The sequence below is a fragment of the Luteococcus sp. H91 genome (assembly GCF_038433135.1).
GTDB lineage: Bacteria > Actinomycetota > Actinomycetes > Propionibacteriales > Propionibacteriaceae > Luteococcus.
The window spans coordinates 21,301-44,438 of the sequence record NZ_JBCDMV010000015.1; the positions used below are offsets into that span (position 1 = coordinate 21,301).

Here is a 23,138-nt window from a genome sequence, read left to right on the forward strand (position 1 = left end):
CACGTCCGGGACGGGTAGAATCCTCTCCCGGACGTGTTGCACGTCCAAACCTGTTCAAACCCATTCAAAGATTTGAGGTTGAAGCCCTGTGGCCATCGACTTGAAGACTGACCTGGCCAAGGTCCGCAACATCGGCATCATGGCCCACATCGACGCCGGCAAGACCACCACTACCGAGCGCATCCTGTTCTACACGGGCATCACCCACAAGATCGGTGAGGTGCACGACGGCGCCGCCACCATGGACTGGATGGAGCAGGAGCAGGAGCGTGGCATCACGATCACCTCCGCTGCCACCACGTGCTTCTGGCACGACACCCAGATCAACATCATCGACACCCCCGGCCACGTGGACTTCACCGTCGAGGTGGAGCGCTCGCTGCGCGTGCTCGACGGTGCCGTCGCCGTCTTCGACGGTGTGGCCGGCGTCGAGCCGCAGAGCCAGACCGTGTGGCGTCAGGCCACCAAGTACGGCGTGCCGCGCATCTGCTACATCAACAAGCTGGACCGCACCGGTGCGAGCTTCGACCACTGCGTCAAGACCATCCGTGAGCGTTTGATGGCCACCCCGGCCATCATCCAGCTGCCGATCGGCGCCGAGCAGGACTTCCTGGGCGTCGTCGACCTGGTCGAGATGAATGCCAAGACCTACCGCGGCGAGACCTCGATGGGCGAGATGTACGAGGTCGAGGAGATCCCGGCCGACATGCTGGAGAAGGCCAAGGCGGCTCGCGCCGAGCTGCTCGAGGTTGTCGCCGAGGCCGACGACGAGCTGATGATGATGTTCCTGGAGGGTGAGGAGCCCACCGTCGAGCAGCTCAAGGCGGGCATCCGCAAGGGTGTGCTGGAGAACAAGTTCAACGCGGTCGTGTGTGGCACCTCCTTCAAGAACAAGGGCGTGCAGCCCCTGCTGGACGCCGTCGTCGACTACCTGCCGTCCCCGCTGGACGTGCCGGCCATCGAGGGCTTCAAGCCCGGCGACGAGTCGGCCGTGCTGGAGCGTCACCCCAGCAATGACGACCCGCTGTCGATCCTGGCCTTCAAGATCGCCGCCGATCCCCACCTGGGCAAGCTCACCTTCATCCGGGTCTACTCCGGCGTCCTGCAGGCGGGCACCCAGGTGCTCAATGCCACCAAGGGCAAGAAGGAGCGGATCGGCAAGATCTACCAGATGCACGCCAACAAGCGTCAGGAGATCGACTCGATCGGCGCCGGCATGATCTGCGCCGTCATGGGCCTGAAGGACACCACCACTGGTGAGACCCTGTGCGACGCGGGCAACCCGATCATCCTCGAGTCGATGGAGTTCCCGAACCCCGTCATCGAGCAGGCGATCGAGCCCAAGACCAAGTCGGACCAGGAGAAGCTGGGTGTCGCCATCCAGCGTCTGGCCGAGGAGGATCCGACCTTCCGCGTCCACACCGACGATGAGACCGGTCAGACCATCATCGCCGGCATGGGCGAGCTGCACCTCGAGGTGCTGATCGACCGGATGAAGCGCGAGTTCAAGGTCGAGGCCAACATCGGCAAGCCGCAGGTGGCCTACCGCGAGACCCTGCGCCGTCCGGTGCAGAAGGTCGACTACACCCACAAGAAGCAGTCGGGTGGTTCGGGCCAGTACGCCAAGGTGATCGTGGACCTGGAGCCGCTGGAGCCGGGCTCGGGCTACGAGTTCGTCAACGCCGTCACCGGTGGTCGCATTCCCAAGGAATACATCCCGGCCGTCGACGCCGGCATCAAGGACGCCATGCAGTTCGGCGTGCTGGCCGGTTACCCGGTGGAGGACATCCGCGTCACCCTGACCGACGGCGCCTACCACGACGTCGACTCCTCGGAGATGGCGTTCAAGATCGCCGGCTCGATGGTCTTCAAGGAGGCCGCTCGCAAGGCCGACCCGGCCATCCTGGAGCCGATGATGGCCGTCGAGGTGACCACCCCGGAGGACTACCTGGGCACCGTGATCGGCGACCTGAACGCCCGTCGTGGCCACATCCAGAGCATGGACGAGCTGCACGGCAACCGCGTGGTTCGCGCCCTGGTTCCGCTGAGCGAGATGTTCGGCTACGTCGGTGACCTGCGGTCCAAGACCTCGGGTCAGGCCTCGTACTCGATGGAGTTCGACTCCTACGGCGAGACCCCGAAGAATGTCGCCGACGAGATCGTCGCGAAGGCCCGCGGCGGCGAGTGAGTGGTTTCGGTCCGGCCGGGTAGGGGAGTGATCCTCCGCCCGGCCGGGCCAGCACCCGGGAATCAGTTTGACTATGAAGCTCGGGTGCACAAAACTTGGACGGTACCCTTGCCCAGCTTGCTGGACGGGGAACCGAGCCTAGTAAATCAGGACACACAGCGGGATCTCCCCGCTGTGGTTACACCCAGTACGCCCCGCGGAGAGCGTGGCGGCAATCCAGAAGGAGCCCTCAGTGGCAAAGGCCAAGTTCGAGCGGACTAAGCCGCACTGCAACATCGGCACCATCGGACACATCGACCACGGCAAGACCACCCTCACCGCGGCGATCTCCAAGGTGCTCCACGACACGTACCCGGATCTCAACGAGACCTTCGCTTTCGAGAACATCGACAAGGCTCCCGAAGAGCGCCAGCGTGGCATCACCATCTCGATCGCTCACATCGAGTACCAGACCGAGAAGCGCCACTACGCGCACGTTGACTGCCCCGGCCACGCCGACTACGTCAAGAACATGATCACCGGTGCTGCCCAGATGGACGGCGCCATCCTCGTGGTCGCCGCCACCGACGGCCCCATGCCGCAGACCCACGAGCACGTGCTGCTCGCCCGTCAGGTCGGCGTGCCCGCCATCGTCGTCGCGCTGAACAAGTGCGACATGGTGGACGACGAGGAGCTCATCGAGCTCGTCGAGATGGAGGTCCGCGAGCTGCTGTCCTCCCAGGAGTTCGATGGCGACGACTGCCCCGTCGTGCGCGTCTCGGCCTTCCAGGCCCTGCAGGGCGACGCCAAGTGGGGCGAGAGCATCGTCGAGCTGATGAACGCCGTCGACGAGTACATCCCGCAGCCCGAGCGTGAGACCGACAAGCCCTTCCTGATGCCCGTTGAGGACGTCTTCACGATCACCGGTCGTGGCACCGTCATCACCGGTCGTATCGAGCGTGGCATCGTCAAGACCGGCGAGACCGTCGACATCATCGGCATCCGCGAGGAGAAGCAGTCCAGCACCGTCACCGGTGTCGAGATGTTCCGCAAGATCCTCGACGAGGGTCGCGCTGGCGAGAACGTCGGCCTGCTGCTCCGCGGCACCAAGAAGGAAGACGTCGAGCGTGGCATGTGTGTCATCAAGCCCGGCTCGACCACCCCTCACACCGACTTCGAGGGTTCCGTCTACGTGCTGACCAAGGAGGAGGGTGGCCGTCACAAGCCGTTCTTCTCGAACTACAGCCCCCAGTTCTACTTCCGCACCACGGACGTGACTGGCGTCGTTCAGCTGCCCGAGGGCACCGAAATGGTGATGCCCGGTGACAACACCGACATGACCGTTCACCTGAACAAGCCCGTCGCCATGGAGGACGGCCTGAAGTTCGCCATCCGCGAGGGTGGCCGCACCGTCGGCGCCGGCCGCGTGACCAAGATCCTCAAGTGACCCCAGGTCACTGATCATGGTCAGGTGACAGCCTGATTCAAACGGTGGGGCCCCGATCCGCAAGGATCGGGGCCCCATCATTTGTGCTTGTTCGAAGCCCATCGGGCAAAGGGAAAAGGGCCACACACCGGGTGGTGTGTGGCCCTCCTGTGCTCCTGGCTGATCCGCAGGTCACTCCGGGATGGTGAAGACCTGGCCGGGGTAGATCAGGTCAGGGTTCTTCACCCCGTTGGCGCGCGCGATGTCCATGTAGTCGACGCCGAACTTGGCGCCGATCTCGCTCAGGTTGTCACCGGGCTTGACCGTGTAGGTGCGCTTGGGCTTCACTGCCGGGGCGGCGGGGGCGTGCGCCGGAGCCTGCTGCTCCTTGCGCTGCTCCGCTGCCTTGGCCTCGGCCTGCTGCTTGGCCTTCGCCTCGGCCTCGGCCTTCGCCTTCGCGTCCGAGGCGGCCTTGGCATCGGCGTCGGCCTTCGCCTTGGCATCCGAGGCGGCCTTGGCATCGGCGTCGGCCTTCGCCTTGGCATCCGAGGCGGCCTTGGCATCGGCAGCTGCGGCGGAATCCGACTTGGCCTTCTCATCGGCCTCGGCCTTGGCGCGGGCCTCGGCATCGGCCTTCTCCTTGGCGTCCAGCTCTGCCTGGGCGGCGGCCGCGGTGGCCTCATTGCCGGCCTGCTCGCTGTCGAACCGGGCCTGCTCCTCGGGGGTCACCTCTGCCTGAGGCTGCGCCTCGTCCTTGTCCAGGCCCAGCTTGTCCTTGATACTGTCAAAAAGTCCCATGACTCCTCTTCCTGTGGGGACGCCCCACCTCGGGCGCATGACTCTCACGCTAGACCCAAAGGGGTGGGCCAGGGCCCAAGAACCAGCCGATTACGCCGCTGGCTGACAGGGCTCAGGCGCGGACCAGCAGGGCCACCGGGAAGCGGGCGAAGACCTCGGACAGGCGGGTCGCCCCCTGGTGGGTCACGCCAGTCACCTGGTCAACCCAGCTGCCGTCGAGTGCCAGCGTGCTGTCCTGCCAACCACCCTCCTGCTCCAGCCGCAGCGGAAGCCGGGTTGCCAGGGTCAGCAGGCCGCTGCGTTCGAAGCCCAGCAGGTGCTGGGCGGCCATCCCGCTGGCCACCACCGGGCGGTAGCCGGCGAACAGTTCCGGACGTTCCCGGCGAAGGCGGAGCACGGTGCGAACCACGGCCTGCTTCGCCGCCGGATCCTGGGCGTCGGCCGGGCGCCGGGTCAGCAGGTCACGCAGCCCGGGGTAGTCCACCGGCCGCCGGTTGTCCGGGTCCACCAGGGAGTCGTCCCAGACTTCCGTGCCCTGGTAGACGTCGGGAATGCCGGGCATGGTCAGCTGCACCAACTTCTGGGCCAGGCTGTTGCTGCGGGCCGGCGCGTCCAGGGCGGCGGTCAGCTCGTCCCACGAGCCGCGAATGGCCGGGTGGTCGTAGCTGGTCTCGACCGCGGCATGGACCGCGCCCTCGAAGTCCTCGTCGGGAGCCATCCAGCTGGTCGCCAGCCCGGCCTCGCGCATCGCTTTGACCGCATAGTCGTGCAGCCGTTGCCGGGTCTCGATCGGGCCCGTCCCGGCCAGCGTCTGCGCCAGCAGGTGCGCGAAGGTCGGTTCCGGGATGCTGGTGTGCTCGGTGAAGGCGTCCAGGAAGGCGGTCCAGGGCTCGCGGAGCTCGGAGAGGGCGGCCAGCCGAGCACGGACATCCTCGCCGCGCTTGGTGTCATGGGTGGCCAGCGAGGTCATCGACTCCGGCAGTTCCCGCTCCCGGCGATCCATCGCCCGGTGGAAGTCGCGCGGTTCGATGCCGAAGCTCGACGGATGCCCACCCACCTCGTTGAGGGCGACGAAGCGATTGGCCCGGTACCAGGCCGTGTCCTCCACGCCCTTGGCCATCACCGCACCGGTGAACTGCTGGAAGCGGCGCGCCGCCTCCAGGTTGACGTCGAGCAGCTGGGGTTCCAGCACGTCCAGCACCGGCGCCAGAGCGGTCACGTCGTGCCGGGTATTGGCCAGTGCGGCCGTCAGGGCGGCATCGTCGTCGGGCAGGTAGGTGCGGTAGACCTCCATCCGGGCGGCGAGCTGGTGCAGGCCCTCCGCGATGCGCTCCGGCGAGACGCCGCCCAGATCCAGCAGGGAGATCAGCCGTCGGGTCTCCGCCCCGAACATCTCCTTCGCCATCCAGGTCTTCCCGGCCAGCACGTGCTGCTCCACGTCCAGCTCGTCGCCCGTGCGTCGCTGGTAGTCGGTGGTGAAGAAGTCCTCCGCCGACGGATCGACGAAGACCTGGTTGACCTCGGTCATCGCGTCGTAGCCGGTGGTGCCCGCGACCGGCCAGTCGGGCATCGGCTCGCCGTGCTCCAGGATCTTCTCCGCCACGATCCACGCCTCGGGACAGGCTTCGGCCAACCGCTCGAAGTACTCCTTCGGGTCCACCAAACCGTCCGGGTGGTCCACCCGCAGCCCCTCGATGCCGTCCTCGGCGACCATCCGGAAGACCCGCTCGTGGGTGGCCCGCAAGACCTCTGGATCCTCGATCCGCACCCCGGCCAGCGTGGCCACGGCGAAGAAGCGTCGATAGGTCAACAATTCATTGCCCTCGACACCCGGAACCAGCCGGTAGTGCTGGCGATCATGCACCTGACGAGGCGAATCACCCGGCTGGGCGGTCCCGGGCGCGACGGGGAAACGATGCTCGTAGAAGCTCAGCTCGGTGGCGTCGTCGTTCAGGCTGAGGTGCTCGACGTCGTCAGCCCCGCCCAGCACGGGGACGGCGATCGGGCCGGCGGCCCAGTCCACGTCGAACCACGACGCGTATGGCGACTCCTGCCCGTGCTCCAGCACACTCCACCAGGCGGGATTCTCCCAGGCATGCGCGATGCCCAGGTGGTTCGGCACGATGTCCACCACGATCCCCAGCCCCTTGGCGCGGGTGGCCGTGACCAGCTCCCGCCAGCCCTCCTCACCGCCCCGCTGCGGGTCGATCGTGGTCGGGTCGGTGACGTCGTAGCCGTGGCCGGAGCCGGTGGTCGAGGTCAGGATGGGGGAGAGGTAGAGCGCGCCGACGCCGAGCTCGTCCAGGTAGTCGACCAGCGCGGCGGCATCCTGCAGCCGGAAGTCGGGGGTGATCTGCAGCCGGTAGGTGGAGGTGGGCTTCATGCCGATGAGCCTAATGGGAGCCACCGGCACTTCCGCGCCGCCGACCGCGCATTCCGCTCTTGGCTGCACGGCTACCGTTGTCCCGTGAGCACCCCACATCCCCGCGCCGGGCGGGCCGCGCGACCCGACGTCGGCACCTCCCGCAGTCTGGCGCGTACGCTGGACGACCTGGTGACCATTCCCGGCACCAACATCACCATCGGCGCCGACGCGCTGCTCGGGCTGGTCCCCGGCGTCGGTGATGCGGCCACCACTGCGATGGCCAGCCTGATCCTGGTGGACGCCGTCCGCGCCCAGGTGCCGCTGCCGGTGCTGGCCCGGATGGTCGCCAATTGCGGACTGGACGCGCTGCTGGGGCAGATCCCGCTGGTGGGGGACCTGGCCGACATCGGCTTTCGCTCCAACCGGAAGAACCTGCGGCTGCTGGAACGCGCCGTCGCCGACCCCAAACGGGTGGAACGCAACAGCGTGGCCTATCTGGCGGCCGCCAGCGCGATGGTGCTGGTGGCAATCCTGGCGATGATCGCGGCGACCCTGTTTGCGCTGTGGTGGGTGGGAAGGGTGCTCGGGATCTTCTAGCTCGGGCGGGCGCTGGGTGACCGAGGGTTGGGCGCGGGCGGATGCCGCGGTCGGAAGGAGCACTCCGTGCCCTGTCCTCCCGCGGCGGGTTACTTGCGCTTCTGCAGGGCCGCCCACTCGTCGCGCAGACCCACGGTGCGGTGGAAGAGCATCGGCTGGTCGGGATCGCAGGCGAAGTAGCCGGTGCGCTCGAACTGCACCACTTCACCGGGCTGGGCCTCGGCCAGGGCCTGCTCCACCTTGCAGCCGGTCAGCAGCGTGCGGGATTCGGGGTTCAGGTCATCCAGCGCCTCGCCGGTGGCCTCGCCGGGGATCCGGGCGGTGAACAGCCGCTCGTAGAGGGCCACCGTCGCATCCACCGCGTGTGCCGCGGAGACCCAGTGCATGGTCGACTTCACCTTGCGGCCGTCCGGGGCGTCGCCGCCGCGGGTGGCGGGATCGTAGGTGGCCAGCACCTCCACCACATTGCCGTCGGCGTCCTTGACGATGTCGTGCGCCTTGACGAAGTAGGCGCCGCGAAGCCGCACCTCCCGATCCAGCGTCAGCCGGAAGTACTTCGGCGGGGGCACCTCGGCAAAGTCGTCCTGCTCAATGTACAGGGTGCCGCTGAAGGGCATCCGGCGCAGCCCGTCCTCGGCGCGCTCCGGGTTGTTGGTCACCTCGAAGTACTCCACCACCGGCTCGCCGTTGGCGTCGGTGGGCCAATTGGTCAGGGTCAACTTCAGCGGGCGCAGCACCGCCATCCGCCGCTGCGCCGTCAGGTTGAGCTCGCGGCGCACGAAGGACTCGAACTCCTCGATCGCCTTCACCGAATTGTTGCGGGTGGTTCCGATCGCGGTCATGAAATTGCGGATGGCGGCTGCGGGGTAGCCGCGGCGGCGCATTCCACGCAGCGTCGGCATCCGGGCGTCGTCCCAGCCGTCGACGATGCCCTCGTCCACCAGCTTCTTCAGCCGACGCTTGGAGGTGATGATGTGGGTCAGCTCCAGCCGGGCGAATTCCATCTGGCGCGGCTTGTCGCCAGGCAACGGCAGGTGCTCCAGGAACCAGTCGTAGAGCGGGCGGTGGGCGTCGAACTCCAGGCTGCACAGGGAATGTGTGACCCCCTCGATGGCATCGCTCTGGCCGTGCGCCCAGTCATAGGTGGGGTAGATGCACCAGGTGTTGCCGGTGTTGTGGTGCTCGGCGTGCCGGATCCGGTACATCACCGGGTCGCGCAGCCACATGTTCTCCGAGGCCATGTCGATCTTCGCCCGCAGGCATCGCGAGCCGTCGGGGAACTCCCCGTCGCGCATCCGGCGCAGCAGGTCCAGGCTTTCGGCGGCCGGACGATCCCGGAAGGGGGAATTGGTGCCGGGCACGCCGAAGCCACCCTTCTGGGCGCTGATCGTCTCGCCATCCTGGTCGTCGACATAGGCCAGGCCCTGCTCCACCAGGTGCTCGGCCCAGGCGTAGAGCTGCTCGAAGTAGTCGCTGGCGTGCACCGTGATGCCGGGGGTGTAGCCCAGCCAGGAGATGTCGTCCTTGATCGAGTCGACGTACTCCGTCTCCTCGGTGCCCGGGTTGGTGTCGTCCAGCCGCAGATTGCACACCCCGCCGAATTCCTGGGCGACGGAGAAGTTCTGCACGATCGCCTTGGCATGGCCGATGTGCAGGTAGCCATTCGGCTCGGGGGGGAAGCGGGTCTGCACACGCTGGCCGTAGGTCCCCTGCTCATTGTCACGACGCACGGCATCGCGGATGAAATCATTGGCGGCAACCACGGGATCAGGGGCATTCATGGCGGCAAAACTAGCATGCACCCGCGACGCGTCGCCCTGCCGGTGGCGGCGGGCGCTCACGATAGGCTGGCGCCATCATGACTGAAGCGCTGAACTCCGTCCCCACCACCGCCGACCTGTCGCCCGCGCGGCTGCGCGTCGCCCCGTCCCCGACGGGTGATCCGCACGTCGGAACCGCCTACATGGCCCTGTTCGACAAGGCCTGGGCCCGGCGCACCGCCGGCGCCTTCGTGCTGCGGATCGAGGACACCGACCAGGCCAGGCTGGTGCCCGGCTCGGAGCAGCAGATCTACGACACCCTCGAATGGCTCGGTCTTGGTCCCGACGAGGGGCCACAGCAGGGCGGTGACTTCGGCCCCTACCGGCAGTCGGAGCGACTGGAGACCTATCGGCCCTTCGTCGAGCAGTTGATCGCCGACGGCCATGCCTACTACTGCTGGTGCAGCTCGGAGCGGCTGAAGGAGATGCGCGAGCAGCAACAGGCGGAGAAGCGGGATGTGATCGGCTACGACCGGCTCTGCCTGGGCAAGAGCAAGGAAGAGCGTGCGCAGCTGCCCGGCTTCCAGGAGACCCCCGTCGTGCGGATGCTCATTCCCGACGACGTCGAGCTGACCTTCGACGACCTGATCAACGGCCCCACCTCCGCACCGCGCCCCGACGACCAGGTGATCTTGAAGACCGACGGCTTCCCCACCTACCACCTGGCCGTCGTCGTCGACGATCACCTGATGGGGATCACCCACGTGGTGCGCGGCCAGGAGTGGATCAGCTCCACCCCGAAGCACCTGCTGCTGTACCGGTGGTTGGGCCTTCCGGCCCCGCGCTTCGCCCACATGCCGCTGATCCGAAATACCGATCGCTCCAAGATCAGCAAGCGGAAGAACCCGGCCGCCCGGTTGACCTGGTTCCGGGAGCAGGGCTACCTGCCCGAGGCACTGTTGAACTTCCTGATGCTGCTCGGCTACCCGCCGGTCCGCGACGGGGAAGAGGTGCAGAGCTTCGACGATTTCGTCGCCGCCTTCGACTGGTCCAAGATCAATCCCGCCGGGCCGATCTTCGACATGGACAAGCTGAACTGGCTCAATGCCCACTACATCCGCACCATGCCCGCGGCTGACCTTGCCGCCCGGATCGAGCGCTACTGGGCCGAGCACGACCAGCCGGAGCTGGACGACAAGGCGCGCGAGTTGCTGGTGGGTGCCACTCCGCTGATCCAGGAGCGGCTGACCATGCTGAGCGAGGCGCAGGAGAAGCTGGCCTTCCTCTTTGCCGAGGATGCCTCGATCAGTGCCCCCGACGCGGTGGTGGCCAAGCTCACCGATGACGCGCCGCGGGTGCTGGACGCCGCGATCTCCGTGCTGGAGGGGCTGGAGCCCTTCGACGCCGAGACCATCCAGGCCGCGCTGCGGGCCAAGCTGGTGGACGAGCTGGGGATCAAGCCGAAGTTCGCCTTCGCCCCGGTGCGGGTCGGCATCACCGGCAGCAATGTCAGCCCGCCGCTGTTCGAGTCGATGGAGCTGCTGCGGCACAATTCGTCGATCCGACGGCTGAAGGCCTTCCGCGCGACCCTCTGATTGTCACCCCTCGACAGGCTCGGGGAACGTGGTGGCCCGTCGGGCTCGGGGCTGTGGTTGCGTTCGCGCTCGACGTGGCCACGGCGGCCGAGCCTGTCGAGGCCATTTCCTGACTACTGCAGCTTCTTCAGCGGGGTCTCCCAGCCGAGCTCACCGACCTGGGCCAGGTAGAGCTCGGCACAGGCCAGGGCGTCGGTCAGTGCCTCGTGCGCCCGGTAGCGGGGCAGGCCGTACTGGTCGCGCGCTCCCCACAGGCGCAGCGCGCCGGGCGGTGGCTCGTCATCGAACCCCTTGGTGAGCAGCCGGTACTGCAATTGCATGGTGTCCACGGTGCCGATCGGCACGCTGGCGCCCCAGACCTGCTGCATGGCGCGGGCCAGGAAACCGGTCTCGATCACCGCGTGGTGGGCCAGCAGTACCCGACCCCGCAGGGCGGTGAGCAGCTCGGTCAGGGCATCGGCCAGCTCCACCCCGCCGGCCAGCTGGTCGTCGGTGATCCGGTGGATGGTGGCGCTCTGGCCCACCTGTGCGTCGGATCGGATCACCAGGTGCCCGGCCCCCGCCAGGGTGATCGCGGGGCCGTCCACCGGGACGAAGCCGATGCTGAGCAGCCGATCGGTGGTCGGCTCCAACCCGGTGGTCTCGATGTCGACCGCCAGCAGCCGCAATGCGCTGGCCGGGGTGGATGAGGCCGGGGGAGCGACGGCCGCGAAGTCCCGCAGCGGCCCCTCGGGGAGCGAGGCGGAGAGCTTCTCCGGTGAGGTCTTTCGTCCAAACAGGGCCATGGCCGCCTCAGTTCATCAGGTGGGTCTGGTAGCTGTACTGCAGGCCCTCCTGGGCCTGCCGGATCAGCGTGAAGGCATCCTTCAGGTGACGACGGTCAAAGGTGGACAGTTCCCCGGCCCGGACCAGGTTGTCCGGGCTTCGGCCGTCGGCGGTCTGGGCGCTCTGGTGGGCCAGGCGGACGTGGGTGATGAACTCGAAGGCGTCGGCCAGATCCTCCAGCGTGCTGCTGTTGCTCAGCTTGGCGACGCTGTGCAGCCGGTCCAGCGTGCCCACGTCGTCCAGGCCGTGGGCCAGGGCGTGCACCCGGGCCAGCTCGATGATGGCGTGCACGCCATTGGCCTTCAGGTCGAAGGTCTCGGTCTCCTCGCCGCGCAGCGCCAGCACCCGGCCACGGAAGAAGCCGACCGGTGGTTGCCGCTCGACGGCCTGCGCCGCGAGCTGGCCGAGGAAGCGCTGCGCCTGGGGGGTGATGGACAGCGTGTCGGCCCGGACCTCGGCGAGCAGCGTCGGATCACCGTGCACGGTGCGGGCGTCGAAGAAGATCTGGCTGTGCAGCACCGCCTCCGGGTGCGGTTCGGTGACCCACTGGGAGAACTGTCGCTTCCACTGGCTGACGGTGAGCCGCCACTGCGGGTTGGCGGCCATCACCTGACCGTCGCACAGCCGGTAGCCACACTCGGCGAGCCCCGCGGTGACCCGATCGGCCAGGCTGGCGAACCAGTGCTGCGCGGCCTCGCCCAGGGCCACGTCGTCGGAGATCACCAGCGCATGGTCCTGGTCGGAGCTGATGCTCAGCTCGCGTCGGGCCTGGGAGCCAAGCGTCACCCAGGCCCAGGCACCGGGGGCCGGCCCCAGTTCGGCCGTGGTCAACGCGATCAGCCGGCGGGTCATCGCGTCGGCGACGGTGGTCAGCAGCCGGGTGATGTCGTGTGCGGAGGCGTCCTGCTTCAGCAGCTGCGTGACCAGCTCCGGCACCCGCTTGCCGAGCAGCGCCAGGGAGGCGACGTCCTGCTGCCGGGAGATGTCGCCCACCAGGAAAACCGGATCGGCCTGCTGCAGGCGCACCAGGTCCCCGGCGGTCACCATGCCCACCAGCTTCCCGTCCTCGACGATGGGCAGGTGGTGCACGCCCCGACTGGTCATCTCCAGCAGTGCCTCGAAGGCCTGGGTTTCGGGGGAGATCCGCACCGGGCTGGTGGTCATCACGCTGGCCAGCGGTTGGCCGACGTCGATGCCGTGGGCCACCACCTTGGAACGCAGGTCGCGGTCGGTGACGATGCCGGTCAACGAGCCTGCCTGGTCCACCACCGGCAGGGCCGAGACCCGATGCAGGGTCATCAGCTGGGCGGCCTGCTGGATGCTCACGTCGCTGCCGGAGGTGACCAGCTCCTTCGCCCCGATCTCGGCCACCGTGCTGCGCAGCCACGCGGCGGAGCGTTCGTCTGCCGCCTGCTTCACGGAGACGGCGTGGCGCAGCCGCACCTGGCCCTGCTGCTCGTAGAAGACCCGCACGGTGGGGTAGTTGGCCACCAGATGGGCAAAGACCTCCGCCCCCATCACCAGCACCAGACTGTCCTCAATGGTGCTGATGGTGTAGCGCGAGCCCTGCTTGGACAGGAGCGAGGACGCTCCGAAGCTGCCGCCGGGTTCGGTACGCTCCACCAGGGCTCCGCTGGCGTCGACGATGTCCACCGCGCCGCTACGCAGGATGTGCAGCTGGTTGTTGGGCTGCCCCTGGGTCATCAGCTCGGTGCCGCGCCGGTGGTAGCGCAGCTGGAGCCGGCTGGGGAGTTGCTCCAGCACCGTCGCGGGTAGGCTGGAGAAGGGCTCGTGCGCGGCAAGGAAGTCACGTACCTCTGCCAGTTCGACGTCCATCACAACTCCTTCGTCGTGGTGGGCTTGCGGGCGGTCCCGGGCCTCAATGAAGCACAGCTTGCCAGCCCGCGCGTCGGATTCCTACGGGTTGTGCCGCCCGATTTGGTGTGAACGGCCCGGACATGACAGAATCGTCAAGTTGCTCCGATGGAGTTGGCGCGTGTTGCCGCCCCGGATGACCCCGCAAGGGATCGCCGGCTGGCAGTCGCACCGATCCTGGGCAGTCGCCGTGTGAACGGAACTGAGGAGAGCACCGCACAACGAAAATAGAGCGTTTGTGAGTGCCTGTGACAGTTGCGACACACCCGACCGCGGGGGTCGGTGGCAGAGGGTCTCGTCCCGGACGAGAATGCCGAACCACCAACCGATGAGGAGCATGCCGAGACCCGCCGGGTCATCGGCCGCGAAGCCGGAAACCTCCGGACAAAGCTTGGACGAGTAGAAGGAACAACTGTGGCGGGACAAAAGATCCGCATCAGGCTCCGTGCCTATGACCACGAGGTCATCGACTCGTCGGCGCGCAAGATCGTCGACACGGTGACCCGTACGGGTGCCAAGGTTGCCGGCCCGGTGCCGCTGCCGACCGAGAAGAACGTGTTCTGTGTGATCCGTTCGCCCCACAAGTACAAGGACAGCCGCGAGCACTTCGAGATGCGTACCCACAAGCGGCTCATCGACATTCTCGACCCCACCCCGAAGACGGTTGACTCGCTGATGCGTCTCGACCTTCCGGCCGGTGTGGACATCGAGATCAAGCTCCCGTGAGGTCCGTGAACATGAACAACGAACGCAAGGTGAAGGGCCTGCTGGGCACCAAGCTCGGCATGACCCAGCTCTGGGACGACAACAACAAGGTCGTGCCCGTGACCGTGATCCAGGCTGGCCCCTGTGTGGTCACCCAGGTGCGCACCCCCGAGGTCGACGGCTACAACGCCGTCCAGCTCGGCTTCGGCGCCCTGAAGGCCAAGAAGGTCACCAAGCCCGCCGCTGGCCACTTCGAGAAGGCCGGCGTGACCCCGCGCAAGCACCTGGTCGAACTGCGCACCTCGGATGCCTCCGAGTACACGCTGGGCCAGGAGATCACTGCCGAGGCCTTCGCCGCCGCCGACATCGTCGACGTCACCGGCGTGAGCAAGGGCAAGGGCACCGCTGGTGTCATGAAGCGCCACGGCTTCAAGGGCCTGCGCGCCACCCACGGTGTGCACCGCAAGCACCGTTCGCCCGGTTCCATCGGCGGCTGCTCGACCCCCGGTCGCGTGTTCAAGGGCATGCGGATGGCCGGTCGGATGGGTGTCGACAAGGTGACCGTGCAGAACCTGAAAATCCACGCTGTCGACGCCGAGCGCGGCCTCATCCTGGTTCGCGGTGCGATCCCGGGCAACAAGGGCTCGCTGGTCGTCGTCCGTAGCGCTGCCAAGAAGGGTGATGTCGCATGAGCGAGTCGCTGAAGGTCGACGTCCTGGGCGTCGACGGCAAGAAGGCCGGCACCGCTGATCTCCCCGCCGAGATCTTCGACGTGCAGACCAACATCCCGCTGATCCACCAGGTTGTCGTGGCCCAGCAGGCCGCTGCCCGCCAGGGCACCCACGCCACCAAGACCCGCGGCGACGTCCGCGGCGGTGGCATCAAGCCCTGGCGCCAGAAGGGCACCGGTCGCGCCCGTCACGGCTCGCGTCGTTCGCCCATCTGGGTCGGTGGCGGCACCGTGCACGGCCCCCAGCCGCGCGACTACGCGCAGCGCACCCCCAAGAAGATGATCGCCGCCGCGATCAAGGGTGCCCTGAGCGACCGCGCTCGCGATGGTCAGGTCTTCGTGCTGGACCAGATCGTGGCCGGCGAGAAGCCCTCCACCAAGAGCGCCCTCAAGGCCCTGGCCGCCGTCGGCGACGCCAGCAAGCTGCTCGTGGTGCTGGATCGCACCGAGGAGATCGCCTGGCTGAGCCTGCGCAATGTCCCGACCGTGCACGTCCTGGCCGTTGACCAGCTCAACGCCTACGACGTCCTGGTCAACGACGGCGTGGTCTTCACCAAGGCTGCCCTCGCCACCTACACCGCTGGCCCCGCCAAGGGCAAGAGCGTCAAGGCCGTGGCCACCGAGTCCGAGGCCGCTGCAGAGGAGACCGAGAAGTGACCCAGCCCTTGAAGATCCGCGACCACCGCGACATCCTGCTCGCGCCCGTCGTGAGCGAGAAGAGCTACGGCCTGCTGGACGAGAACAAGTACACGTTCATCGTCGCCCCGCATGCCAACAAGACCGAGATCAAGATTGCCGTCGAGGCCGTCTTCGATGTCAAGGTCACCAGCGTGAACACCATCAACCGCAAGGGCAAGACGCGCCGCACCCGCTTCGGGATGGGCAAGCGTCCCGACACCAAGCGCGCGATCGTGACCGTGGCCGAAGGCCAGCGCATCGACATCTTTGGAGGTCCGGTCGCCTGACCGGACGTTCGCTGAGACAAGGAAACTGAGACCTCATGGGTATCCGTAAGTACAAGCCGACTACGCCGGGCCGTCGCGGCTCCAGCGTCGCCGACTTCGTCGAACTGACTCGTTCCACGCCGGAGAAGTCGCTGCTGGCCCCCAAGCCGAAGACCGGTGGCCGCAACAACTCCGGTCGCATCACCACCCGTCACATCGGTGGTGGCCACAAGCAGGCCTACCGCATCATCGACTTCAAGCGCTATGACAAGGACGGCGTGCCGGCCAAGGTCGCTCACATCGAGTACGACCCGAACCGCACCGCCCGGATCGCGCTGCTGCACTACGCCGATGGTGAGAAGCGTTACATCATCGCTCCCCAGGGCCTGGCCCAAGGTGCGACGGTCAGCGCCGGTGAAGGCGCCGACATCAAGCCCGGCAACAACCTGCCGCTGCGTCACATCCCCGTCGGCACCACGGTGCACGCGGTGGAGATGCGTCCCGGTGGCGGCGCCAAGCTCGGCCGTTCGGCCGGCGCGGCGATCCAGCTGGTCGCTCGCGAGGGCAAGTACGCCACACTGCGCATGCCCTCGGGCGAAATGCGCATGGTGGACGTGCGTTGCCGCGCCACCGTTGGTGCTGTCGGCAATGCCGAGCAGTCCAACATCAACTGGGGCAAGGCTGGCCGCAGCCGCTGGAAGGGCGTCCGCCCGACCGTGCGTGGTGTGGTCATGAACCCGATCGACCACCCGCACGGTGGTGGCGAGGGCCGTACCTCGGGTGGTCGTCACCCGGTGTCGCCCTGGGGCAAGCCTGAGGGTCGCACCCGCGACAAGAACAAGGCGAGCAGCCGCCTCATCATTCGTCGCCGCAAGTCCGGCAAGAAGCGCTGATTGGGAGCTTGAACAATGCCTCGTAGTTTGAAGAAGGGTCCCTTCGTGGACGAGCACCTGACCAAGAAGGTCGATGCTCAGAACGAGAAGGGCACCAAGAATGTCATCAAGACCTGGTCGCGCCGTTCGATGATCGTGCCCGACATGCTGGGTCACACCATCGCCGTCCACGACGGCCGCAAGCATGTCCCGGTCTTCGTGACCGAGTCGATGATCGGCCACAAGCTGGGTGAGTTCGCTCCGACGCGTACCTTCAAGGGTCACGTCAAGGACGACAAGAAGGCGCGCCGCCGCTGAGCGGGCGAGACAAGGAACAGATCAAACAATGAGCAACAACGAAAGCCGGCCCAGCCGTCGCGCTGCCCTGCTCGGGGATCGTCCTGGCTCGTACGCGATTGCGCGTCACGTCCGGATGAGCCCGACCAAGGTTCGTCGTGTCGCAGACCTGGTGCGTGGCATGGCCACCACCGAGGCCCTCGTCACGCTGAAGTACGCCCCGCAGGCTGCCAGTGATCCCGTCTACAAGGTGCTGGCCTCGGCCGTCGCCAATGCGGAGAACGCCGAGAACCTGCGTGCCGACGACCTGTACATCTCGCAGATCTTCGTGGACGAGGGCGTGACCATGCGTCGCATTCGCCCCCGCGCCAAGGGTTCCGCGAGCCGCATCCTCAAGCGCGCCAGCCACATCACCGTGGTTGTCGAGCCCAACAGCAACAAGACCGCAACTGAGAGCAAGAAGGGAGCCTGAGCATGGGCCAGAAGATCAACCCGCATGGCTTCCGCCTCGGCATCACCACCGATCACAAGACCCGTTGGTACGCCGAGAAGCAGTACGCGGCCTTCGTTGGTGAAGACGTCAAGATCCGCCAGTACCTGCTGAAGAACCTTGAGCGGGCCGGCATCTCCTCGATCGAGATCGAGCGTCGTTCCGAGCGCGTGACCATCTTCCTGTATGCCGCTCGTCCGGGCATCGTCATCGGCCGCAATGGCGCCGAGGCGGAGCGCGTCCGCGGTGCACTGGAGAAGCTGACCGGAAAGCAGATCCAGCTGAACATCCTCGAGGTCAAGAACCCCGAGATCGATGCCCAGCTGGTCGCCCAGGGTGTCGCCGAGCAGCTGGGGGCCCGCGTGGCCTTCCGCCGCGCGATGCGCAAGGCGCAGCAGACCGCGATGCGTTCCGGTGCCCAGGGCATCCGCATCAAGTGCTCCGGCCGTCTCGGCGGCGCCGAGATGAGCCGCTCCGAGGGTTACCGCGACGGCCGCGTGCCGCTGCACACCCTGCGGGCGGACATCGACTACGGCTTCTACGAGGCCCGCACCACCTTCGGCCGGATCGGCGTCAAGGTGTGGATCTACAAGGGCGACGTGACCGGCACCCGCGCCGAGCGTGCTGCCCAGAAGGCCGCCCGTGCCGCCGCCCCCGGCGCCAACCGTCGTGGCGGTCGTCGCCCCGAGCGCGGTGGCCGTGGCGATCGTCCGGAGCGCGGTGGACGCCGTCGCGCCGACGAGGCGCGCAATGACAACAACGCCGAGGCCCCCAAGGCTGAGACCCAGGCCCCGGCTACCGAGAACGCAGGAGCCTGAGCATGCTGATTCCTCGTCGTGTGAAGTACCGCAAGCAGCACCACCCCAAGCGGACCGGTGCTGCCAAGGGTGGAACCAAGCTCGCCTTCGGTGAGTACGGCATCCAGGCGCTCGAGTCCTCCTACCTGACCAACCGTCAGATCGAGGCCGCTCGTATCGCCATGACCCGCCACATCAAGCGTGGTGGCAAGGTGTGGATCAATGTCTACCCCGACCGCCCGCTGACCAAGCACCCCGCCGAGTCCCGCATGGGTTCCGGCAAGGGTTCGCCCGAGTTCTGGGTGGCCAACATCAAGCCCGGCCGTGTGCTCTTCGAGCTCTCCGGTGTTGATGAGGAAACCGCTCGCGAGGCCATGCGCCTGGCAATCCACAAGCTGCCCTTCAAGGCTCGCTTCATCAAGCGCGAAGCAGGTGAAAACTGATGGCGAAGACCACCACCGCCGCCGATCTGCGCGGCCTCAGCCGTGACGATCTGAATGCCAAGGTCCTCGAGCTGAAGGAAGAGCTGTTCACGCTGCGCTTCCAGGCCGCCACTGGCCAGCTGGAGAACCACGGCCGTCTGCGCGAGGTCCGCAAGGACATCGCTCGGATCTACACCGTGCTCCAGGAGCGCAACCTGGGCATCGTCGACGACCCTGAGAAGAAGGCCTGACAATGAGCGAGAACACCAAGGTCGAGACCGAGGCCCGCAATGACCGCAAGGTTCGCGAGGGTGTCGTGGTCTCGGACAAGATGGACAAGACCATCACCGTGCTCGTGGAGGATCGCGTCAAGCACCCCCTCTACGGCAAGGTCATGACCAAGAGCGAGCGCCTCAAGGCGCACGACGAGAACAACGAGGCCGGCGCGGGCGACCGCGTGCGCATCATGGAGACCCGACCGCTGTCGGCGACCAAGCGCTGGCGCCTGCTCGAGATCGTCGAGAAGGCCAAGTGACCTGTCACTGAGTCCTGTGAAGGAGGGCCCGTCCAATGCGGACGGGCCCTCTTTTCATTGCCTGAAAGGGATTCGGATTTGTGTGGTAAATGAACAATTGGTGTGATCGATTGGTTGTCTCGCGTGCTGGCCAAGGGTTAGGTTCGGCGCAGTCGGCGGACAGCGGGGTCCGCCTGAGCCTCGTGAAGGTGAACCATGCGCAAATCCGGACGGGCGGCTGTGCTGCCCATGGCCCTCGCCTTGGCGGCAGGGGCCGGGATCGGAACCAACAGCCAGACCATGGCCAGGGCGGTGGATCCGCCCCAGCTGGGAGACATCGTCATCGACAAGGTGGGCGGGCTGCACCGTCCCTTCCACCCGCAGGTGCATGACTACGCCGTTGCCACCTATGCGAGCACGGAATCGCTGTTGATCTGCCCGAAGGTGATCCGGGGCGAGGTGACCATCGCGGGCCAGCAGGCCGACGAGAATGGCTGCGCCCGGGTTCCGGTTGCCCTGGGCATCAACCGCGTGCCGATCGTGGTCACCAGCGGGGGTGCCAGCGAGCAGTACCGGGTGAGCATCGTGCGGCGGCCCACGGACTTCCGCGGCCGGGAGGCCGTGAAGGGGGTCAGGGCCAGCGCAGCGCTGCAGGCCGCGGACCACCCGGCCGAGGCCGCGGTGGACGGACAGCGGGAGAGCTACTGGCGTCCGGAGCAGAACAAGGCGGGCAAGCCCGGCGAGGAGGGGGTCAGCGAGTTGGTGCTGACCCTTCCCGAGAAGCGTTGGATCAGCAAGGTCACCGGTTTCCTCAATGTGACGGCCGAGAAGATGTGGGTCAATGACCTGCCGGGCAATTACCTGACCATCCAGACTTCGGTCGATGGCCGTACCTGGCGCACGGTGGCCGAGAAGGCCACCCTGCGGGAGGACTCCCGGATCGCGTCGCATGACCCGAATGCCGGGCGCTACTACTGGGACTGGAACAATCCCGTCCAGGCCAAGTACGTCCGGATCAGCCTCGGAGCCGGCCGGCAGCAGGTGGTCGACTCCTTCGGGGTGCGCGAGCTGCAGGTCTGGGGGCTTGCCCGCGGGGCCAAGCCGCGCAAGGAACGCTTCACCAAGCAGCAGCCGGTGCAGCCCGCCACCGGTTCGCTGGGCGTGAACCGGGCCAATGAGCTGGCGATTCGCAACAACATCACGGTCTCGACCTGGACGCCGAATGACCAGCGCGCCGCGATGACCCCGAACAATGCCGAGTATGACTCCCTGGCCCGCCCGGCGGCGATCTTCTACGGCCTCGACGTCGGCCCGGATCCCGATGGTCTGCACAATGCGACCGAGTTCATGCGTCGCAACCCGCAGGCGCAGTGGGGCATTGCCCGCGCCCCGCGGGGGGACAACTGGAGCAAGCTGGCCGAGGCGGGGGAGCCCGCCGACTTCATCCACCCGTCGATGAAGCCCTACCTGCAGCGCCTGGTGGAGGTGCAGCTGGGCGACGAGGGTGGCTACAGCGAGTCCGAGGTGGCGGCCTTCACCAAGTGGTTCGAGTTCTCCAAGAAGCAATACCCGACGGCCCTGGTGCACTCCAACCAGTTCACCACGGCGAGCTGGGCGAAGAATGCCCAGAGCTATGTGCAGCAGGCCAAGCCGGACCTGCTGAGCTGGGACAACTACTACTGGGGTGGCGGCAAGACCTTCGGTTCGCACGGCCCGAATGCCGCCAACACCGTCAACGACCTGCTGGGCGGCCTGATGTGGCAGTCCTACCGGGAGGCCGCCACCAAGGGTCTGACCGGTGACGGTTCCCAGCCGATCCTGTGGGGCCAGTACCTGGACGCCTTCGACTCGGACTACTCCCAGTCGCAGCGCGCCATCGTCACCAACCTCTCCCTCGCCTCCGGCGCCAAGTGGTTCGGACTCTTCAGGCTGGACCTCAACCGCTATGACGGCTCCAACATGGTCGGGCCCGACGGCGAACCGCTGCGTGAATGGCATGAATATGCCGCGCTCTTCCGTCAGATCCGCACCTATGGGCAGTACCTCACCCCGATGGTCAACGACTGGGTAGCGGTGCAGCCGGGTCAGTCCGGGGCGGCCGGCGCGCCGCTGACCCATCGGACCCCCAAGGGCTGGCGGATGGACAGCTTCAAGGCCTCCTCCGCTGCCAATGGCAACCATGGGATCAAGGGGGTGAGCGCACGCAATGTGGGCACCCAGAACAATGGGCTGCCGGGTGACGTGGTGCTGGGCTACTTCAAGCCGCTGCCCGGTCTGGACCAGAAGGTGCTGCAGCAGCGTTTCGGCAGCCGTTCGCCGCGGCCCTTCATGGTGGTCAACGGCCTGACCAGCCATGCCAAGCGGCCCAATACCAGCTACTTCCCGCGGATCGACGACGGGCAGTTCTGGCAGACCGCCCAAGAGATCACCCTGGACGTGGATCCGCAGGCCGGCGACCTGATGCGCGTTGACCCCGAGACCGGCAAGATCAGCCGGGTGCCCGTCCGCGACGGCAAGGTGACCCTGCGCCTGGGCGGCGGACAGGCCGCCCTGATGTTCTGGCGCGAGGCAATGCTGCAGACCGAGATGACGGCCCCGGCAGAGGCGGTTCCCTACACCGCGTCGACGAAGGTCACGGTCACCGTGACCAACCCGCTGCCCCGTCCCGTCGCCGGGGTGCGGGTCAGCCGGGCCGAGGCCGAGGGCTGGCAGGTTGGCCTGCCGGAGCAGACGGTGACCCTGGCGCCTGGTGCCTCCCACACCTTCACGCTGGAGGCGCGCAACCTGCGGGCCGCCGGGCCGACGCCCCTGACGGTGACGGTTGCGGGTCAGGACTTCAGCCGGGAGCTGACGGCAACGCTGACGGGGACCCCCTGCTCCACGGAACGGATCCAGCCGACCGTGGTGGGTGCATCCTCGGAGGAGACCGGCCGGGAGGATGGCCGAGCGATCAATGCCACCGATGGCAAGCCGGAGACCAAGTGGCACAGCGACTGGTCCACCACCTCGCCCGCGTTGCCACACTGGATCCAGCTGGATCTGGGGAGCAGCCAACCGGTCTGTCAGCTGTCCTATCAGGGCCGCCAGGACCAGACGACCGGTCAGGGCTGGGTCAAGGACTATGAGATCTATCTGTCCGACCAGCCGATCGACCCTGCCAACCTACCCGCCAAGCCCACCGCTGCTGGCACCTTCGCCGCCCAGCTGTCCAGTCAGCAGGTACCGGTGAACGCAACTGGGCGGTACCTGCTGTTGCGTGGCACGTCGATCTGGGACGGTTCCCGCTGGATGACCGCGAGTGAGATCTCAGCCAGCAAGCCCGGCCCGGCACCTGTTCCCGAGCGCTGAAGCAAGCGGGTAGGAGCACCACCAGCACGCCTCCGGGGCCGATTGGCTCCCGGGGGCGTGTTTCCCTTATGCTTGACAAGTTGGCCTGAGCTGGGTCGCGCTCTCGCGTGCCCTTCACGGCCCAATGCCTGCGGACCTTCGGGTTCGGGGTTGTCCACCCCAGCTGGCCAAATCCAGGTGGGTTACACATTCAAGCCTCTCAAGGCCCTTTCGCGGGAACCGGTGGGGCAGAGGAGAACAAATGATCCAGCAGGAGTCGCGGCTGAAGGTCGCCGACAACACTGGTGCCAAGGAACTCTTGTGCATCCGTGTTCTCGGTGGATCCAAGCGCCGTTACGCCGGTCTCGGCGACACCATCGTGTGCAGCGTCAAGGACGCCATCCCCGGTGGCAACGTGAAGAAGGGCGAGGTCGTCAAGGCCGTCATCGTCCGCACCGTGAAGGAGAACCGTCGCGCCGACGGCTCCTACATTAAGTTCGATGAGAATGCGGCCGTCATCCTGAAGAACGACGGGGAGCCCCGCGGCACCCGCATCTTCGGCCCGGTTGCCCGCGAGCTGCGCGAGAAGAAGTTCATGCGCATCGTCTCGCTCGCCCCGGAGGTGATCTGAC

Annotated in this window: 22 protein-coding genes; 17 read left to right on the forward strand and 5 right to left on the reverse strand. The window is 67.0% G+C overall.

All coding sequences use genetic code 11. The features are described 5' to 3' along the window. The first annotated feature begins 139 nt into the window (after positions 1–139). Both fusA and tuf read left to right on the forward strand, forming a co-directional pair. Positions 140–2,188, forward strand: a complete 2,049-nt coding sequence (gene fusA, locus AAEX57_RS08930) for an elongation factor G (protein ID WP_446721130.1) — start codon at positions 140–142, stop codon at positions 2,186–2,188. Between the two features lie 232 nt (positions 2,189–2,420). Next, entirely contained in the window at positions 2,421–3,614 is a 1,194-nt protein-coding gene (gene tuf / locus AAEX57_RS08935) for an elongation factor Tu (RefSeq protein WP_342091996.1), read from the forward strand. A 171-nt stretch (positions 3,615–3,785) separates the two neighbouring features. Here tuf and AAEX57_RS08940 read toward each other — a convergent pair whose 3' ends face one another. Together AAEX57_RS08940 and treY are read right to left on the reverse strand one after the other, a co-directional pair. Beyond that, on the reverse strand, positions 3,786–4,391 hold the full coding sequence (locus tag AAEX57_RS08940) for a LysM peptidoglycan-binding domain-containing protein (protein WP_342091997.1): 606 nt from the start codon (positions 4,389–4,391) through the stop codon (positions 3,786–3,788). A 112-nt stretch (positions 4,392–4,503) separates the two neighbouring features. Further along, positions 4,504–6,774, reverse strand: coding sequence for a malto-oligosyltrehalose synthase (gene treY / locus AAEX57_RS08945; RefSeq protein WP_342091998.1), 2,271 nt, complete (start codon positions 6,772–6,774; stop codon positions 4,504–4,506). Between the two features lie 84 nt (positions 6,775–6,858). Between treY and AAEX57_RS08950 the strand changes: the two genes are divergently transcribed. Further along, entirely contained in the window at positions 6,859–7,353 is a 495-nt protein-coding gene (locus tag AAEX57_RS08950) for a DUF4112 domain-containing protein (protein WP_342091999.1), read from the forward strand. A gap of 89 nt (positions 7,354–7,442) precedes the next feature. Here AAEX57_RS08950 and AAEX57_RS08955 read toward each other — a convergent pair whose 3' ends face one another. Further along, positions 7,443–9,134: a glutamine--tRNA ligase/YqeY domain fusion protein gene (locus AAEX57_RS08955; protein WP_342092040.1), complete on the reverse strand. Its 1,692-nt coding sequence runs from the start codon at positions 9,132–9,134 to the stop codon at positions 7,443–7,445. A 77-nt stretch (positions 9,135–9,211) separates the two neighbouring features. On the opposite strand from AAEX57_RS08955, the gene gltX reads away from it, so the two are divergent. After that, positions 9,212–10,708, forward strand: a complete 1,497-nt coding sequence (gene gltX / locus AAEX57_RS08960; RefSeq protein WP_342092000.1) for a glutamate--tRNA ligase — start codon at positions 9,212–9,214, stop codon at positions 10,706–10,708. 113 nt (positions 10,709–10,821) lie between these two features. Here gltX and AAEX57_RS08965 read toward each other — a convergent pair whose 3' ends face one another. Both AAEX57_RS08965 and AAEX57_RS08970 read right to left on the reverse strand, forming a co-directional pair. Continuing rightward, complete coding sequence (locus tag AAEX57_RS08965) at positions 10,822–11,493, reverse strand: exonuclease domain-containing protein (RefSeq protein ID WP_342092001.1); 672 nt, start codon at positions 11,491–11,493, stop codon at positions 10,822–10,824. A 7-nt stretch (positions 11,494–11,500) separates the two neighbouring features. Continuing rightward, positions 11,501–13,369: a DUF294 nucleotidyltransferase-like domain-containing protein gene (locus AAEX57_RS08970; RefSeq protein WP_342092002.1), complete on the reverse strand. Its 1,869-nt coding sequence runs from the start codon at positions 13,367–13,369 to the stop codon at positions 11,501–11,503. Positions 13,370–13,822: 453 nt separating this feature from the next. Between AAEX57_RS08970 and rpsJ the strand changes: the two genes are divergently transcribed. The 13 genes from rpsJ (at position 13,823) to rplN (ending at position 23,137) form a co-directional block, all read left to right on the forward strand. Continuing rightward, entirely contained in the window at positions 13,823–14,134 is a 312-nt protein-coding gene (rpsJ, locus tag AAEX57_RS08975) for a 30S ribosomal protein S10 (protein ID WP_015071250.1), read from the forward strand. A gap of 11 nt (positions 14,135–14,145) precedes the next feature. After that, positions 14,146–14,805: a 50S ribosomal protein L3 gene (gene rplC, locus AAEX57_RS08980; protein WP_342092003.1), complete on the forward strand. Its 660-nt coding sequence runs from the start codon at positions 14,146–14,148 to the stop codon at positions 14,803–14,805. Beyond that, positions 14,802–15,500 carry a 50S ribosomal protein L4 gene (gene rplD, locus AAEX57_RS08985; protein WP_342092004.1) on the forward strand — a complete coding sequence of 233 codons (699 nt, stop codon included), beginning with the start codon at positions 14,802–14,804 and terminating at the stop codon, positions 15,498–15,500. Before rplC ends, rplD begins: the two co-directional genes overlap by 4 nt. Further along, the gene (gene rplW, locus AAEX57_RS08990; protein ID WP_342092005.1) at positions 15,497–15,808 is read left to right on the forward strand and encodes a 50S ribosomal protein L23; all 312 of its coding nucleotides are present in this window, start codon (positions 15,497–15,499) and stop codon (positions 15,806–15,808) included. Before rplD ends, rplW begins: the two co-directional genes overlap by 4 nt. A gap of 35 nt (positions 15,809–15,843) precedes the next feature. Beyond that, entirely contained in the window at positions 15,844–16,680 is an 837-nt protein-coding gene (gene rplB / locus AAEX57_RS08995; protein ID WP_342092006.1) for a 50S ribosomal protein L2, read from the forward strand. A gap of 15 nt (positions 16,681–16,695) precedes the next feature. Further along, entirely contained in the window at positions 16,696–16,977 is a 282-nt protein-coding gene (gene rpsS, locus AAEX57_RS09000) for a 30S ribosomal protein S19 (protein ID WP_094763869.1), read from the forward strand. Positions 16,978–17,005: 28 nt separating this feature from the next. Beyond that, positions 17,006–17,428, forward strand: coding sequence for a 50S ribosomal protein L22 (gene rplV / locus AAEX57_RS09005; RefSeq protein ID WP_342092007.1), 423 nt, complete (start codon positions 17,006–17,008; stop codon positions 17,426–17,428). 2 nt (positions 17,429–17,430) lie between these two features. Next, positions 17,431–18,264, forward strand: coding sequence for a 30S ribosomal protein S3 (gene rpsC / locus AAEX57_RS09010; protein ID WP_342092008.1), 834 nt, complete (start codon positions 17,431–17,433; stop codon positions 18,262–18,264). A 2-nt stretch (positions 18,265–18,266) separates the two neighbouring features. Next, entirely contained in the window at positions 18,267–18,686 is a 420-nt protein-coding gene (rplP, locus tag AAEX57_RS09015) for a 50S ribosomal protein L16 (protein ID WP_342092009.1), read from the forward strand. Next, positions 18,686–18,916, forward strand: coding sequence for a 50S ribosomal protein L29 (gene rpmC, locus AAEX57_RS09020; protein ID WP_342092010.1), 231 nt, complete (start codon positions 18,686–18,688; stop codon positions 18,914–18,916). Before rplP ends, rpmC begins: the two co-directional genes overlap by 1 nt. Before the next feature lie 2 nt (positions 18,917–18,918). Then, positions 18,919–19,200 carry a 30S ribosomal protein S17 gene (gene rpsQ / locus AAEX57_RS09025; protein WP_094763874.1) on the forward strand — a complete coding sequence of 94 codons (282 nt, stop codon included), beginning with the start codon at positions 18,919–18,921 and terminating at the stop codon, positions 19,198–19,200. Positions 19,201–19,395: 195 nt separating this feature from the next. After that, positions 19,396–22,527, forward strand: a complete 3,132-nt coding sequence (locus AAEX57_RS09030; RefSeq protein WP_342092011.1) for a discoidin domain-containing protein — start codon at positions 19,396–19,398, stop codon at positions 22,525–22,527. Between the two features lie 241 nt (positions 22,528–22,768). Continuing rightward, positions 22,769–23,137: a 50S ribosomal protein L14 gene (gene rplN / locus AAEX57_RS09035; RefSeq protein ID WP_342092012.1), complete on the forward strand. Its 369-nt coding sequence runs from the start codon at positions 22,769–22,771 to the stop codon at positions 23,135–23,137. Position 23,138: the final 1 nt, after the last annotated feature.